Raw genomic sequence first — 15,627 nt, 5'->3', positions numbered from 1 at the left:
CTCCTTTGTCTAGAAGCTCACATTCCCGACGCATACCCAATCATCTTCAATTTCAGAAGGTTCCAGATAACGCATATACAGTTTTTGGCCACTTTTATCATACTTAACTTCAAACTCTTTTTCGTTTTGCCGAGATTCACAAAAAAAGTGGATAAATTCTTGGGTAAACAGATAGGGAGTAAAATTTTTAAAGTCCTCTAAATGATTTTCTACCCAAAGTTGAATATCTTCCTGTTTAATCGTTTTCATATTACTCTTCCCTTGCCCCATTTATGTTGTGATGGTTGATGAATGTATGTATGAATCCCCAATGAAAAACTTTCATAAACACCTAAAAAGATATTTTCTAATAGTATTCGCAGCCTATTTTTATTTAAAGGGGTACCTAATAAAAAAATAGAAATTTTTTCTAAGAAATGCGTAAGCGACCCGCTTAAGTCCGACAAGCGCTGGAGCTCATACCCAGCAACACGCTTTTTGTGTTGAGGGAATGAGTGAAGCGACCTCGAGGACTTGGTCGCTGAAGCTAGACATTTCATAAAAAGACGTTCCTCTCCAATAGATGAACGTTTATCTTAATTCATTCAGCTTTGGAATGACGCCCATCTCTTCTACATCCTCTTTGGTCTTTTCCGTTCCCAGCATGAAAATTTGCCGGTAAATCTCGAACATGATCTCGTTATCTTCTTTCCGGTCCAGTTCACCCTGGTTTTCGTAAAAGAAAGACTTGGTTGAAAAAATATCTTTTCCTTCTTTTTTATTATGTTCATGCAGCTGACGAAATAAACTTCGCAGCTGCTCTATCTCTGCCTCGTTAGCTCGGATTTCAAATAGATGCATGCTTTCGTCGGCCGGAAGGGTATTGATCTCACCTTTTGGATTAACATAAAACGTAATTCTATTTTCATCCATCGCACGTCATTCCTCCTAAGATTCTCTTTCTCATTCCTTTCCCTTATTTGCCAGCTGTTTAAACCTAAAAACCAGAAACAAAAAGGCTTTCCGGATTTAGGCAACAGGTCTATAATAGATTCCGTGTTTAAAGTTTTCAGACAGTAGGTGTTAATAATATGAAATTATTCTTCTCTTCGTTTCAGTGGATGGTCTTCATCCTTGCCGGCAGCATAGTAGCACCTATTTCCATCGGCACTGCCTTCCATCTTCCACCGGCTGAAATAGCTGAACTCCTTCAAAGGACATTTTTTATTATTGGCATTTCCGGTTTTCTGCAAGCCTTGTTCGGACACCGTCTTCCTATTACAGAAGGGCCAGCCGGTCTATGGTGGGGTGTTTTCATGGTCTATGCAGGACTCGTTTCAGCCGGTTCGTTAAACGGACAAGATGTGCTTCATCAGCTGGAAATGGGAATGCTGATCTGCGGGCTTCTTTTCATTTTTCTAGGTTTGATGAAATGGATTGGTCCTCTAAAAAAGCTGTTTACTCCCCTCGTTACAGGAACTTATTTGATCCTGCTCGTTGCTCAGTTAAGCGGCTCCTTTATTAAAGGTATCCTGGGGATCGGATACTTATCAGACAGTGTGGACGGCAAAGTTGCGGTTACAGCCATCGCCATTTTAATTTTGTCCATGGTTCTGGGAAAAGCGAAGAGCAAGTTTTTGCGAAGCTATTCCGTTTTGATCAGCCTGATTGCCGGTTGGGGCCTTTTTTCGTTATTGGGGCTGGTCAAAGACTCAGGCTTTCACGGTAAAACCGTTGCCCTCCCTGAGATTTTCGCATGGGGGGCTCCACAGTTCAGCGGCGGCATCGCTCTGACTTCCATCATTATTGGTTTCCTGCTTCTCGCCAATATGGTCGCTAGTGTCAACGTCGTCGAGAATGTGTATAAAAATGAAAAACAGTCTCATTCAGACATTAATTATAATCAAACGACAGGATTGATGGGAATGAACACGCTGATTGCCGGATTGTTTTCGGCCGTGGCCTGTGTTCCGATATCCGGTACGGCAGGATTTATCCTGACGACCAAAATGTTTCAGCGCCTTCCCTACATCATTGGGAGTTTGATGATCCTCGCCATCAGCCTGTTTCCAAAGCTTACGTTCTTTTTCGCAAGCATACCTGCACCTGTTGGCTATGCGACGATTTTTGTTCCTTTTTCAAGCATGATCGGATTGGCTTTAAAGGAATATCGCTCACTGAAATTTAATGAAAATACGCTGTTTGTTATCGCCACATCGTTAATGATCGGCTTGGGGTGCACCTTCATTCCTCCAGCTGCTTTGAAGGGTCTGCCCAATATATTAACTACTTTGCTGAATAACGGGCTGATCCTTGGTATGCTGACCTGCATGCTGCTCGAACAACTGAACAAACGGCAGACGAAGCTGAGCGACTCCCCTTCCTTTTAGGATTGATAGAGGAAGGCAGTACGCTTAAAGTGAATCGCCACACGTAAAACACGAAAAAGCAATCCAGTATAATTAACCGGATTGCTTTTTTTATATTCCTCTTTCATTACTGCCAAGAGCCTCAGATTTTATTTTTCTCTACAAATAATATAACATCCTCCAGTTCGTCAAACACCCGTGAGCCAACGATCTCTGTTTCTTCATCATAGAATGTGGATTGAAAAAATCCGCTGTCGCCTTGAGGAACATAACGGATTCGTACCAAATCATCCTTTACACCCGGTAAATCTGTTTTTTGCTTAAATTCAAACTCTCTCTCCGGATTTCCCATCAGAGCCATAATCTGCTCTTTCACTTCCATGCCATTCCCTCCAGCTATGTATTTAGATTAATAATTTCCTAAATAGATCTTTATTAAACTTTTTGGGTGTTTGGTACCTTGTTTGGTGCCAGGCACTGTGATTACACAAGTGTGTAAATGCGGTGCCTGGCACCACCTCTGGCACCACCTCCTAAATTTTAAAGGTTTAAAAATAGTGATAAAAGATAATGTTTAGGTGTGTAGCTATTTTGGGACAGATATTGTCACCTTATACAAGGAGTGATTTACAATGGATCAAGGTTTATACACAGCAAAAGCTACCGCACAAGGCGGAAGAGATGGCAGAGTTTCAAGCAAAGACGGGAAACTTGATTTAAAGCTCAGCATGCCAAAAGAGCTCCAAGGGTCCGGCGGTGAAGGAACAAACCCTGAACAGCTGTTTGCCTGCGGTTATGCTGCCTGTTATCAAAGCGCACTGCAGATTGTTGCCGGCAAACAGAAAGTTGATGTTTCAGACAGCAAAGTTACAGCTAACGTGACGATCGGCAAAGATTCTCCAAACGGCGGATTAAAGCTTGCAGTCGTCCTGGAGGTTTCTATTCCGAGCCAGGATCAGGAAAATGTTCAGAAGCTCGCAGATGAAGCTCACCAAGTATGTCCGTATTCCAAAGCGACACGAGGCAACATTGACGTACAGATTAAAGCTGTCCAATAAAGAAACATCCAGCTGGTTCCTCAATCTTTTGAGGAGCCAGTTTTTTGTAGTTTCTGTTAAAGCATATTGTTGATTTTCATTCCTAATGGACCTTGCATGATGCTTAAAAGAGACCCTCAAGTCTTTTACTCCAAAAGGATCCCACCTCTCAAATATTTCATAAAAAAACAATTTAAAAGTAAATTTAAAAAGGAATTTTGTTACAGATAGTCGAATAATAGTATTTTAGCCGGAAAATTCGTAATACATAAACACTTCGTATCGGGTAAAACTTCAGGTCTTTAGAAACCTGAGTTTTAATACATAACAAAGGGGGATTGGTTTGATATCTTTTCGTCATGTTAATAAGCACTTCGGCGATTTTCAGGTTCTGAATGATATTAACCTGGAGATTAAAGAAGGGGAAGTTGTTGTTGTCGTCGGTCCATCGGGGTCGGGAAAGAGTACATTGCTCCGGTGTATCAACCGGCTCGAAACAATTACTGACGGAGATCTCACCGTCAACAAGAATGCAGTAAACAGCAAGGAAACAAATATTAATGATCTACGCAAAAACATTGGCATGGTATTTCAGCATTTTAATCTTTATCCACATATGACCGTGCTTGAAAACATCACACTCGCACCAAAAAAGGCATTAGGGATCTCACCTTCAGAAGCCAAAAAAACGGCGATGTTCTACCTTGAAAAAGTTGGGATTCCAGACAAAGCTGATTCCTATCCATCCCAGCTCTCAGGAGGACAGCAGCAGAGAGTGGCCATCGCCAGGGGCCTCGCATTAAAACCGAATATCATGTTGTTCGATGAGCCAACCTCTGCCCTTGATCCCGAAATGATTGGTGAGGTTCTGGATGTTATGAAAACACTCGCAAAGGACGGGATGACCATGGTGGTCGTCACTCATGAGATGGGATTCGCCCGTGAAGTGGCTAACCGGGTCGTGTTTATGGATCACGGCAGAATACTTGAAGACAGTGAACCTTTAGCATTTTTCTCCAATCCAAAAGAAGACCGTGCAAAATTATTTTTAAGCAGAGTTCTAAACCATTAAAGGAGATGAGACATTTGAAAAACAAGAAAAGCTGGTTGTTGGCTATTATTCTGGTACTCGTAATCAGCATGCTCTCAGCATGCGGAAGCGACAAGACAGGCGGAGAATCAAAAGATACACTATCTGCCATCAAAAAACGCGGTAAACTGGTGGTCGGTGTAAAATATGATACCAATCTTTTCGGTTACAAGGATCCTTCCAGCGGAAAAGTAGAAGGCTTCGATATTGATATTGCAAAAGCACTTGCCAAAAAAATCTTTGGTGACGAAAAAAAGCTTGAACTAAAAGAAGTTACATCAAAGACACGTGTACAAATGCTGAAAAACGGTGACATTGACGCGATTATTGCCACAATGACTATTACAGAGGACCGTAAAAAGGAAGTTAACTTCTCTGATGTCTACTTTAAAGCAGGCCAGTCGCTGCTCGTGAAAAAAGGAAGTAAAATCCAGGGTATTGATGATGTGAAGAAAGGCACAAAGGTGTTGGCTGTAAAAGGCTCCACTTCTGTTCAAAACATCAAAGACAAATCTCCTGATGCCCAGGTACTCGAGTTTGAAAACTATGCTGAAGCCTTTACCGCGTTAAAAGCTGGGAAAGGTGATGCATTAACAACAGATAACTCGATTCTATACGGGATGGCTGACCAGGATTCGAACTATCAATTGGTAGGACAGCCATTTACCGATGAGCCATATGGAATCGCTTTGAATAAAGGCGATGACAAGTTCACAAAGTACGTGAATAAATTCCTTAAAGAGCTTAAGGACAGCGGTGAATATGACAAAATCAAGAGCAGATGGATAAAAGAACAATAATGATTTTTGTGATGGATGGGCAGCTTTGCCCATCTATCCTTCTTTCGTAAAGGAGGGAATTCATGCTAGACTTCACCATACTGATCGACAACTTTGACACCTATATTGATGGCTTTGTCAACACACTGAAAGCAAGCCTTCTTGCTTTGGTCTGCAGCTTTATTCTTGGTGTGATCTTCGCTGTTATGCGGATCTCTCCGTTAAAGATTTTTCAGATCATCGGAACAGCTTTTGTGGAATTTGTCCGAAATATTCCTCTCATCTTGATCCTGTTTATCTTTTATTATGGATTGCCGAGTTTAGGCATGAAGCTTAGCGGTTTTCAAGCGGGAACCATTGCTCTTTCCATCTATACAGCGGCATTTATTGCAGAAGCGATCCGCGCGGGTATTTTATCCGTGGATAAGGGTCAAATGGAAGCTGGCCGTTCATCAGGCTTGACGTACATCCAAACGATGAGATACATCATACTTCCTCAGGCCATTAAAATCGTTATTCCTCCGCTTGGCAATCAGTTCATTAATCTGGTGAAAAACTCTTCCATCCTTGGCGTTGTTGCAGGATTGGATTTAATGTACTTTGGAGATTCCATCTCTTCAGCTACGTATGTTGTATTTGACGTCTATATTTTTGTGGCGATGTTCTATCTTGTTCTAACTATTCCACTCAGCTTATTCGTCGGTTATCTTGAACGGCGTCTTGCTGTGAGCGGATAAGGAGGAGACGCACAATGGATTTTATCGGTGCTTATTCCGCAGGAAATCTGCTCTTTTTGCTAAAAGGTCTGATGACTACACTTTTCGTTGCCTTCATCGCTATTGTTTTCAGTTTTATTTTCGGAAGTATCTTAGGAATCTTGCGCTATGCAAAGATACCGGTTCTATCAAAGGTCGTTGCCGTATGTGTTGAAACAGTACGGAATCTGCCTTTGCTGCTGATTATCTTTTTCACATTTTTCGCCTTGCCTGAAGTCGGCATTAAAATGAGCGTTATGATGGCTGCCGTAACAGCTCTTATTATCTTTGAATCTGCCATGCTATCTGAGATTGTCCGTAGCGGATTAAACTCAATCGAAAAAGGACAGATTGAAGCTGCCCGCTCCTCCGGCCTTACCTACATTCAGACGATGCAGCACATCATATTGCCCCAGGCTCTAAGAAGAATGGTTCCGCCGATTGTCAGTCAGTTTATATCTCTTTTAAAAGACACCTCTCTTGCTGTTGTCATCTCGCTTCCTGAGCTGCTGCATAATGCGCAAATCGTGAATGGTAAAAACGTAAATTACGTGATTCCCACTTTTTTACTCATTGCATTCATCTACTTTCTCGTTAACTATTCATTATCATTGCTCGCAAGAAGACTTGAAACGAAAGAACGGAGCAACCGGAAATCAACAGGAAAAACACTGCCGATTCAGCAGCAGGCCGGCAGTGAACCGATGTAAATAACGAAGAAAAGAGAGCTCAGTTGCCATGAGCTCTTTTTTCTATGTTAAAATAAGTGAAACTTAATGTCGGTCTTAGTGCAGGATACTATAAAAGGGGTGAAAAAATGAATGCATTTACGTATACAAAACGTGAGGAAATTATCAATGCCATCACCCATGGCATCGGAGCGGTTTTCAGTATTATTGCTTTAACCCTACTTGTTGTTTTTGCCAGCGCGCAAGGGACACCGCTGCACATCACATGCTTTGCTGTTTTCGGCGGATCCATGCTGCTTCTCTATACTTCTTCAACCCTCGTTCACAGCTTTCCTGAGGGAAAGGTCAAAGATATTTTTGAGATCATGGACCACTCAGCCATCTATATCTTTATTGCGGGTTCTTATACACCGATTCTATTGATTGTGGTAAAGGGAGCTCTCGGCTGGGCATTGTTTGGAACCGTTTGGGGGATCGCCTTGGCGGGTGTGGCGTTTAAAATCTTTTTCACGAAGCGCTTCGTCATTCTCTCAACAATCGGCTATATTCTTATGGGGTGGCTGATCATATTCGCTTTTAACCGTGTGGTCGTCACTCTTCCTGAGCAAGGTCTTGCCTGGCTGATCAGCGGAGGGATTATGTACACGGTCGGGGCCGTTTTCTACGTATGGCGTAAGTTCCCCTTCAACCATGCAATCTGGCATCTCTTCGTACTAGCTGGAAGTGCCTCTCATTTTATGCTTATGTTCTATATTCTCAAGCTTTCATAAGCTGAAGACGCTGAACCATATGTCAGCGTCTTCTATTTATTTTTCGCGCATTACAGAACGAGGTGGCTGCTCCTCTCTCTTCATTTCTTTTTTCATATATTTCTCCGCTTCAACCGGCTGAAACCCGTATTGGCTGTAGAGTCCATGAGCATCCTTTGTCACAAGCAGCATTCCTCGTACCTCCTGCAGTTCTTTATGGGAAGTAATCGTCTCAATCAGCCATTTGGAAAGTCCTTTTCCGCGATGCGGCTCCAGGATAAATACATCGCAAACATAAGCTGTCGCCACATAATCTGTTATGATCCTCGCAAAACCAACCTGTGTCTGATCATCGCCATTCTTCTCATAGACTCCAAAACAAAGAGAATGATCAACCGCTTTTTGAACCCTTTCTCGGGTAATGCCTTGTGCCCAATAGGATTCCTTTGTCAAAAACTCGTGAATCAGATCAATATTGAGACTCTTCTTATCCATTGAAATAACGTATGATTCTTTCGTCCATTCCTCCATGAATTCCCCTCCTGATTTTTTGGTGCCTGGCACCAGCATTTTTCCTCAATATATAACAAAATTAGACTTTTTTACCATTGTTATCAATGTTATTCTAGATATAGTGACTTAAGTCCTTTGGAAAGAGGTGTGAAATGGACTTTTATCGTCATTTTCAAAGAATGCTTCTAAGAAATTATCTCATAAGATCACTTATCGCAGTCATTGGAGTTGGGGGTTTTTTTGTCTTTTCGACTCTCCACTTTTCTACCTTTGAAAAATGGATGATCTCAGGGATCCTAGCTTTGTCTTTTTTCATCATGTGTTTTATTGAATACCGTGCTTTCTCCCGTCACATCAAGCCGATCTACCGGGCGTTTTTCAAATCGAACCCATCGATCCGCACGTTGACGAACGGATTTGTTCAAGCTCACCGTTTTCCTTTGCTGACGGTAAAACGGATCATGGGGCCTCACTTTCTTGGACTGTCCGTTCCTGCAATCATTTTAGTGAGCGCAGCCATTTACTTTGGTTTTCTCAACATGCCCTATATGTACCTGTTCATGGGGGGTCTTGGGGCCGTTATCGTAGCTGGAATGCATGCCATTGTTGAATTTTATTTAACAACGAGTGCCGTTAAACCGATCATTGAAGAACTCAGGAATCGGGCGGTCGAACTGCACGGAGATCCTCTGTCCCAAAACAACAGAGTGTTTGTTTCGATTCAGCGAAAAATTCAGCTAAGCACCATTTTTATTGGAACATTTCCTGTACTCTTGTTCGCTCTTGCCAACCAGGTCAAATTATATGAACAGGCAGCCTCCATCACGAGGTCATACTGGAGCTGGGCGATCTTCATTCTGATGCTTGGCATGCTTTTTGCTTTTTTCGGGACGTACCTGATCTACAAAGATTTGCTCGCTCCGATGAAGAACCTTCAAACGGCCATGGAAGAAGTACAGCTTGGAAACAGCCAATTTTTGCTGGACAACACGTATTCTGATGAATTTTCAAGGCTTGTTTCAGGTTTTAATCATATGAGTTCTTCCATCCGCGACCGGGAAGAAATGAACCACCAGCTTCTGGACAGCTTTTTTGCCGTCATGGCAGCTACACTGGATGCACGTGACCCGTATACTGCCGGACATTCACAGCGGGTTGCCGAATATTCGGTTCAGATTGGTGAGAAAGCAGGCCTTAGTATGGATGAACTATCCACACTAAAAAAAGCAGCTCTCCTCCATGACATTGGAAAAATTGGTATCCCCGATCATATTCTATTAAAAGAGGGAAAATTGGACGATATCGAGTTCAGCTACATTAAAAAACATCCGGTGGTTGGTTATTCAATCCTATCTCAGGTTCAGCCGAAGGAAGCGATGGAGCCACTCCTTCCCGGCGTGAAATACCATCATGAACGCTATGATGGAAATGGCTATCCAGAAGGGCTTTCTGGAGATGACATTCCCTTCTTCAGAAGGATTATTGCAGTAGCAGACGCTTATGACGCCATGACATCAGACCGGCCTTATCGGAAAGGCATGAGCAGAGACAAGGCAGTATCCATTCTGCTTGACGGCAAGGGCACACAGTGGGATCCAGCATTAGTTCCTCTATTAGTTGAGGAACTGAAGCTTTCTTCCGTGTCTTAATGAAACAACGGCTATAACTTACCACAAAAAATCAGGAGTTATTATGCGATTACTATTTTTTCTTATCGGCTTGATCGGAATCATCTATTCATTTTTCGTGATAGCGATCACCAGATTAGACACCGGCGCTCTCGCTATACTGTTCGTTTCACTCCTGTTACCGGCAATAGCTATTGTCTTCCATCCACTCAAAAAGCAGTGGAGAAAAAACAAGAAATTCCGGATTTTCACAGTTTCAACGGTATCCATTGCCCTGATCATTGCCCTGCTGCTTGAAGGGCTGATTCTTACTTCCATCAAAGATGAACATCCCGCAAATATTGATTATGTACTCATTTTAGGCGCCGGGATCAAGGATGGTACGCCTTCAAGAGTGCTGAAAGAGCGGCTGAACAAAGCCGCATTGTACCTTCACAAACATCCCGGTGTTAATGCTGCCGTAAGTGGAGGACTGACCGTCGGCGAGAGTAAGACAGAAGCAGAAGTCATGGGGAGGTATTTAAAAAACAAAGGAGTTCCTTCAACCTCGATTGTTTATGAAAACAAAGCAACAAGCACTTATGAAAATATAAAGTTCTCACGAAATCTGATGAAAAAATATCTACCTGCCGGAAAACACCAGCGAGTGCTGATCATCTCCAGTGATTTTCATCTCCACCGTTCGAAATGCCTGGCAGAAGGATTGGGTTTAAAAGCATTCGGACAAGGATCTTCTGTCCCATTGTCCGTCACCCCTCAGGTACATGTACGTGAGATTCTTGCACTCGCCAAATACTATGTCTTTGATAAGGATTATTTTAAATGATCAGCACCCTTTTCCAGGGTGCTTTTTCTTATGCCGAAATTGAATAGAGACATCATCTATTGGAATGATATACAAATAAACACATGAATCTACTCTTGGATGGAGGCAGCTATGTTCGGTAAACGGCAGAAGAAAAAAGAAAAAGCAGCGAGTAAGCCTTCCGGACAAAGTGGAAGCCAGCTTACCATTAAACAATTACTGGATAAATGCAAGGCTTCACAAGACTTTGTATCCTTTACAAAAAGCGATCAGCATCCATTTACCATTTCCTATTACAAAAGTATGGTAAACCCGGATCTTGTTCATCGTGATTTAATACCCTATTTGACCCGCTGTTCATCAATGTCTCTCAAACAGCTGGCTTCAGAAATTCCGGTGGAGAACATCGAGCATACAAAGGATGTTCAGAAGATACAGGACAGTTTGTTGACCGGATCAGTGCTTGTACAGCCAGATCCCGATAAAGCCGAATGCCTGATGATTCCTGCGGCAACTGCTGAGAAGCGCCAGATCTCTGTTCCTGAAACTGAATTCAGCGTTGTAGGGCCGAAGGAAGCGTTTGTTGAGGCGATTGAAGTCAACATCAATATGATTCGAAAAAGACTGCCAATCCCTGAACTTCATGTAAAAGAAGTCAAAGTAGGAAAGCTCTCGAAAACAAGGGTAACGATTCTTTATATTGACGGCATAGCCAGCCAGGAGAATGTTAACACCCTGTTGCAGCGGGTTTCGGACATTGAATACGATCACATTTTAGACAGTAGCTATGTTCTTCAGATGATATCAGACAACCAGAATTCTCCATTTCCCCAGTTGATCAACACAGAGCGTCCTGACCGTGTTGCAGCTGTTTTAGCCGAAGGAAAAGTTGCTTTACTCGTTGATGGTTCACCGAGTGCTCTGACAGGTCCTACTACGCTTGTAGAATTTTTCTCGGCCTTTGAAGATTACTTCCTGTCATGGCATGTCGCTTCCGTTTTCCGGATGCTCCGTTTGCTGGGAGTTCTGTTTTCCGTGCTGTCCACACCACTTTACGTTGCTGTTCTCACGTTTCACTATGAAATGATCCCGACCGATCTTCTTGGTACTTTGATAGCTTCCCGCTCCGGCATACCGTTTCCGCCGATCGTAGAAGCGATCATCTTGGAGTTATCCATCGAATTGCTTCGTGAAGCCGGGGCACGCCTCCCTTCCAAAGTCGGGCAGACCATCGGTATCGTTGGCGGTATCGTTATTGGAACTGCTGCGGTACAGGCCGGATTAACGAGCAATGTTCTATTAATCATCGTTGCCCTTGCTGCACTGGCCTCCTTTACGACGCCAGTTTATCAGATGAGCAACACGATCCGCCTGATCCGCTTTCCTTTTCTGGTCTTTGCACAATTTTGGGGACTGCTTGGAGTTTCCATCTGTTTTGCCTTTGTAATGGGCCATATGCTTCGACTTACCTCGCTTGGCAGGCCCTATATGGCTCCCCTTTATCCTTTAAGGATGGTTGATCTTAAAGATGCATTCATCCGACTGCCATTCAACCTCCAGAAATTGCGTCCCATGCAAATGAGGCCTGCAGATCCGGCACGAATAAATTATGAAAGAGCGAATCAAAAGAACGACATTGAAGAATAATTCAACAGAACGAAGGTGAAGAACATGAACATCCATCCGCCAGAAAATAAACAGGTATCTCCCTATTTTACCTTTTACCTTGTATCCACCATGCAGATTGGTGTCGGGGTTTTGGGGTTTCAGCGATACATCGCCAAATCCGCGGGACATGATGCATGGATGACTGTGATTTTCAGCGGCATACTGATCCATCTACTCGTCTGGATGATCTATAAGATGTTAAAACGCAGCGATGGGGACATTATCGCCGTTCATAATGATGTGCTTGGCAAATGGATAGGCGGTCTATTAAGTTCTATATTCATGATTTATTCTGCATTTTTGGCGCTCACTGTCCTGAGAACGTATATAGAGGTCATTCAAGTTTGGATGTTTCCCCACATCAACACATGGGGAATCTCGTTTATTTTTTCGCTGCTGGTCTATTATTTTGTCAGCGGCGGATTCAGGATAATAACAGCTGTCGCATTCTTTAGTGTGCTGATTGGAACCCCTCTCGTCTTTTTAAAATTCTTTGCGATAAAGGATGCTCATATCTATAATATTCTTCCTTTGTTTGATCACTCGCTGATCGACTATTTTGTCGGTACGAAGGCAATGACCCTTAATTACCTGGGCTTTGAAATGCTTTTCTTTTATTATCCTTTTATCAAAAATCCCGAGACCTCCCACAAATGGTCTCAACGGGGCGTATTATTCACGATCGTCATTTATACCATTACAGCGGTAGTATCGTTTTCCTACTACAGTCAAGGGCAATTAAAGCATACGATCTGGGCTACACTTACAATCTGGAAAATCGTTGAATTTCCTTTTGTTGAGCGTTTTGAATATATCGGAATCTCGATGTGGCTGTTTATTGTCCTGCCAAACATCTGTATCGCTATCTGGTGTGTGACACGGGGAGGCAAACGGCTATTTTCGGTAAAACAAAAACACTCTCTAATCATCATCGTCATTCTTGTATTTATCGGAACATTATTATTTAAAGATCGTCAGCAGATTGACCAGCTGAACACTTGGGTTTCTAAAGTAGGTTATTATTTCATTTATTTTTACATTCCACTTCTCTTCCTGCTTCAGTTGCTGATTTACAAAGTGAGGCAACGAAAAAATGAATAAGATCAAACTTGTATTTTTAATTGTGCTTCTGCTTGCTGCAGGCTGTACTCCACAAAAACAAGTGCTTGAGGATATTCAGCTTATCGGAGTGGTCGGGTATGATTATGTTGATGGAAAGAAATTTGAAGCTACTGTAGCTGTTCCTATTACAACCGGAGGAACTCAGCAGGCGACTTTATCGAGCATAACTTTTTCTGAAAAATCGCATTCGAGTAAAAACATTCGGCAGGTCCTTCAAGCAGAATCACCTCGGCCCTTTGCGACGGGCCGAGTTGCGGTCATCTTGTTTAATGAAGAGCTGGCGAGCCGCGGAATTACAAAAATTATTGATTCCCTGCAGCGGGATCCTTCAGTGGGAAGAAATATTTATGTGGCTGTTGCAAAAGGAAAAACAAAGGACATATTAAACAAGCAGTACCCGGTTGGAGAAATCGTTCCCGTTTATTTAAAACGAATGATCGAACAAAATATGGAACTGACTCTTCCGCGTGCAAATTTTCACCATTTCAATTACAGTTACTACGGAAAAGGCAGTGATCCTTTTATGCCGCTGATCGATACGATACATGGCCATATTCGGATCGCCGGTGTTGCGTTGTTTGATCATTCCAAATACGTTGATCATATCAGCTTTAACGATGCCTTTATTTTCAAGCTCATGTACCAAAATTTCCAGCAGGGATCCCATGAATTCAAATTTGGAAAAAACAAATATCTTACCCTTGAAAACCTGAACTCCAAGGTAAATTATGATATCGATCATGGCAATACAAATCCGGAGATAAACATGAAAATTCATATCACCGGCAAAATCAACGATGCAGCCGGCACTCCGCTTTATCAGAAAAAAACCATTGATATGATCGAAAAAACAATCAAAAAGCAAACCGAACATCAGACAAAAGCGATGGTTAAAAGATTTCAAAAAGAAGAGATTGATCCCCTCGGTTTAGGCGACAGAGCCAGAAGCCAGTCCAGGCATTTTAATTTTAAAGACTGGGAAAAAAAATACCCGGATGTGCCCGTACATGTTAAGGTAAGCATCCGTGTAACCCAGGGGGGAATTGTGGAATAAGAAAAAGCGCCAGTCCAGTTTTAGCCGTCTGCTGACGCTTTTTTGCTGCTGCTGAACGTGTAAGGATAACCATCCAGCCGTATTACAGATATTGGACTATCCATTACAAGCTCAATCGGAAAGATTTTTGCCTGCTTATTAGAACCAAGCCATGTTCTACTGTTATCAGAAACAATCAGCAGCCCCTCTTCGTTTCTGAGTGGTGCAAATGTTTCATTTTCTCCCATGATACGTACTTACCCCCAAAGCTGCCTTTAGTTGGTTTGCAGCTTTCCAGACATCTGTTACTGGCATACCAATCTCGCTGATGGCTAAAATAACCTTGCTCGTAAAGGGATGATTGATTGAATAATTCATCATCCCAGTTCCCAAAATAGATTTCGTCCTTTCCTTCCACGTAATTCAGCGAAACGAAGGAACTGATCTGGGCAGAGTTTAGAAGCGCTTAATTTAAGATAAACCTGCCTCACTGATATCTTCTTCAAACTCATGTCCTACTTTTTCCTGATGAGTTTTCCCCCAATTTTCCATCATACGCAAAGTCTCCTCAAGATCTTTACCGTATGGTGTAAGGGAATAAACCACCTTTGGAGGCACCTGGGGATATACGGTTCTTGTGATCAGCCCGTCTTCTTCCAGTTCCCGGAGCTGTTGCGTCAGCACTTTCGGCGTGACAGCAAAAAGCTTCTCCTTTAATCCCCCAAAGCGAAAGTCTTTCTCCTGAAGCAGACAAAGAATTACGCCTTTCCATTTCCCGCAAACCACATCCAACGTTACCTCAATAGGATGAAAATATTTTTTCTTCCTTTCCTTCATTAAACCCAATCCCCCTGCTACAGTTAGTTTTTCATAGTATCAAAAAAGTAACTATCTATCTTAAAAGTACATACTATTTAAATACCTATGTCCCATTATACTTAGTATAGAACAGATTCCACGAAAGGAAAATGTATGAAAACAGAAAAAAAACAAGTTACAGTGAACCTGATAGGTAAAGGCGATCAAACTCTCATCCATCCAGATGATTTTCATACAGTTGTCCAGTTATTACAGTCAGCCGTCGAAGAAGGTTTAGCAAAACAGATTGAACACTTTCAAGACATTTTGGCATTTCGAACTACAGCTACAGGTGTCGGAGAAACCATCCTCAGTATGAATAAAAAGACCAACGAAATTCTTTTTTTCGCTCCATATCCTTTTAAAATCCTTGCTGACAGCCTGAAAATAAATATCTCTTACCATAAATAATCCTTGGGATGCAGGGATTTTTTAATACCTGCCTTTTTTACTGAAGAGCTATGTTTTCGGCAGTCATTATAGTGACCATTCTCCCAGTACCATTTAATCAGTTTAATGACTTTTGAACGAAATTCTCTTCATAAAAAGGAAA

The 15,627-nt window shown here is 42.3% G+C and carries 20 protein-coding genes; 13 read left to right on the top strand and 7 right to left on the bottom strand.

Features of this window, described 5'->3' with window-relative positions; genetic code table 11:
- Positions 1-9: 9 nt before the first annotated feature.
- Together M1K46_RS06770 and M1K46_RS06765 are read right to left on the bottom strand one after the other, a co-directional pair.
- Positions 10-249, bottom strand: coding sequence for a hypothetical protein (locus M1K46_RS06770; RefSeq protein ID WP_053354917.1), 240 nt, complete (start codon positions 247-249; stop codon positions 10-12).
- Between the two features lie 321 nt (positions 250-570).
- Positions 571-912: a hypothetical protein gene (locus tag M1K46_RS06765; RefSeq protein ID WP_091006265.1), complete on the bottom strand. Its 342-nt coding sequence runs from the start codon at positions 910-912 to the stop codon at positions 571-573.
- A 158-nt stretch (positions 913-1,070) separates the two neighbouring features.
- Between M1K46_RS06765 and M1K46_RS06760 the strand changes: the two genes are divergently transcribed.
- Entirely contained in the window at positions 1,071-2,369 is a 1,299-nt protein-coding gene (locus M1K46_RS06760) for a purine/pyrimidine permease (RefSeq protein WP_256225455.1), read from the top strand.
- A 121-nt stretch (positions 2,370-2,490) separates the two neighbouring features.
- Here M1K46_RS06760 and M1K46_RS06755 read toward each other — a convergent pair whose 3' ends face one another.
- A complete protein-coding gene (locus M1K46_RS06755) occupies positions 2,491-2,730 on the bottom strand; it encodes a hypothetical protein (RefSeq protein ID WP_053354920.1) in 240 nt (79 codons plus the stop codon).
- Between the two features lie 250 nt (positions 2,731-2,980).
- On the opposite strand from M1K46_RS06755, the gene M1K46_RS06750 reads away from it, so the two are divergent.
- From M1K46_RS06750 to trhA, 6 genes are all read left to right on the top strand, one after another.
- Positions 2,981-3,406 carry an organic hydroperoxide resistance protein gene (locus tag M1K46_RS06750; RefSeq protein ID WP_256225454.1) on the top strand — a complete coding sequence of 142 codons (426 nt, stop codon included), beginning with the start codon at positions 2,981-2,983 and terminating at the stop codon, positions 3,404-3,406.
- A gap of 322 nt (positions 3,407-3,728) precedes the next feature.
- Entirely contained in the window at positions 3,729-4,457 is a 729-nt protein-coding gene (locus M1K46_RS06745) for an amino acid ABC transporter ATP-binding protein (RefSeq protein ID WP_091006254.1), read from the top strand.
- Between the two features lie 68 nt (positions 4,458-4,525).
- Positions 4,526-5,275 carry a glutamate ABC transporter substrate-binding protein gene (locus tag M1K46_RS06740; protein ID WP_375162186.1) on the top strand — a complete coding sequence of 250 codons (750 nt, stop codon included), beginning with the start codon at positions 4,526-4,528 and terminating at the stop codon, positions 5,273-5,275.
- Between the two features lie 62 nt (positions 5,276-5,337).
- Positions 5,338-5,991 (top strand): amino acid ABC transporter permease, encoded by a 654-nt coding sequence (locus M1K46_RS06735; RefSeq protein ID WP_256225453.1) that lies wholly within the window; start codon positions 5,338-5,340, stop codon positions 5,989-5,991.
- Positions 5,992-6,005: 14 nt separating this feature from the next.
- Entirely contained in the window at positions 6,006-6,719 is a 714-nt protein-coding gene (locus M1K46_RS06730) for an amino acid ABC transporter permease (RefSeq protein ID WP_091006246.1), read from the top strand.
- A 107-nt stretch (positions 6,720-6,826) separates the two neighbouring features.
- Entirely contained in the window at positions 6,827-7,468 is a 642-nt protein-coding gene (gene trhA / locus M1K46_RS06725; RefSeq protein ID WP_091006242.1) for a PAQR family membrane homeostasis protein TrhA, read from the top strand.
- Between the two features lie 36 nt (positions 7,469-7,504).
- Here the strand turns inward: trhA and M1K46_RS06720 are convergent, their stop codons facing one another.
- Entirely contained in the window at positions 7,505-7,978 is a 474-nt protein-coding gene (locus M1K46_RS06720; protein WP_256225452.1) for a GNAT family N-acetyltransferase, read from the bottom strand.
- Positions 7,979-8,112: 134 nt separating this feature from the next.
- On the opposite strand from M1K46_RS06720, the gene M1K46_RS06715 reads away from it, so the two are divergent.
- The 5 genes from M1K46_RS06715 to M1K46_RS06695 all read left to right on the top strand — a co-directional run bounded on the left by M1K46_RS06715 (position 8,113) and on the right by M1K46_RS06695 (position 14,237).
- Positions 8,113-9,609 (top strand): HD domain-containing phosphohydrolase, encoded by a 1,497-nt coding sequence (locus tag M1K46_RS06715; protein WP_256225451.1) that lies wholly within the window; start codon positions 8,113-8,115, stop codon positions 9,607-9,609.
- Positions 9,610-9,652: 43 nt separating this feature from the next.
- The gene (locus M1K46_RS06710) at positions 9,653-10,414 is read left to right on the top strand and encodes a YdcF family protein (protein ID WP_256225450.1); all 762 of its coding nucleotides are present in this window, start codon (positions 9,653-9,655) and stop codon (positions 10,412-10,414) included.
- 111 nt (positions 10,415-10,525) lie between these two features.
- Positions 10,526-12,040: a spore germination protein gene (locus tag M1K46_RS06705; protein ID WP_091006228.1), complete on the top strand. Its 1,515-nt coding sequence runs from the start codon at positions 10,526-10,528 to the stop codon at positions 12,038-12,040.
- Between the two features lie 24 nt (positions 12,041-12,064).
- Positions 12,065-13,162, top strand: coding sequence for a GerAB/ArcD/ProY family transporter (locus M1K46_RS06700; protein ID WP_256225449.1), 1,098 nt, complete (start codon positions 12,065-12,067; stop codon positions 13,160-13,162).
- Complete coding sequence (locus M1K46_RS06695) at positions 13,155-14,237, top strand: Ger(x)C family spore germination protein (RefSeq protein WP_256225448.1); 1,083 nt, start codon at positions 13,155-13,157, stop codon at positions 14,235-14,237. The genes M1K46_RS06700 and M1K46_RS06695 overlap by 8 nt, the downstream gene beginning before the upstream one ends.
- Positions 14,238-14,257: 20 nt before the next feature.
- Here M1K46_RS06695 and M1K46_RS06690 read toward each other — a convergent pair whose 3' ends face one another.
- From M1K46_RS06690 to M1K46_RS06680, 3 genes are all read right to left on the bottom strand, one after another.
- Positions 14,258-14,464: a hypothetical protein gene (locus M1K46_RS06690; RefSeq protein WP_256225447.1), complete on the bottom strand. Its 207-nt coding sequence runs from the start codon at positions 14,462-14,464 to the stop codon at positions 14,258-14,260.
- The gene (locus tag M1K46_RS06685; RefSeq protein WP_256225446.1) at positions 14,451-14,594 is read right to left on the bottom strand and encodes a hypothetical protein; all 144 of its coding nucleotides are present in this window, start codon (positions 14,592-14,594) and stop codon (positions 14,451-14,453) included. The genes M1K46_RS06690 and M1K46_RS06685 overlap by 14 nt, the downstream gene beginning before the upstream one ends.
- A gap of 93 nt (positions 14,595-14,687) precedes the next feature.
- On the bottom strand, positions 14,688-15,053 hold the full coding sequence (locus tag M1K46_RS06680) for a winged helix-turn-helix transcriptional regulator (protein ID WP_256225445.1): 366 nt from the start codon (positions 15,051-15,053) through the stop codon (positions 14,688-14,690).
- Between the two features lie 135 nt (positions 15,054-15,188).
- Between M1K46_RS06680 and M1K46_RS06675 the strand changes: the two genes are divergently transcribed.
- Entirely contained in the window at positions 15,189-15,485 is a 297-nt protein-coding gene (locus M1K46_RS06675; protein WP_053354935.1) for a hypothetical protein, read from the top strand.
- Positions 15,486-15,627: the final 142 nt, after the last annotated feature.

Origin of the sequence: Fictibacillus sp. WQ 8-8 (assembly GCF_024494405.1) — a bacterium.
Lineage (GTDB): Bacteria > Bacillota > Bacilli > Bacillales > Fictibacillaceae > Fictibacillus_C > Fictibacillus_C marinisediminis.
Note: the sequence above shows the minus strand (reverse complement) of the source record. Positions and strands in the feature narration are given on the sequence as shown.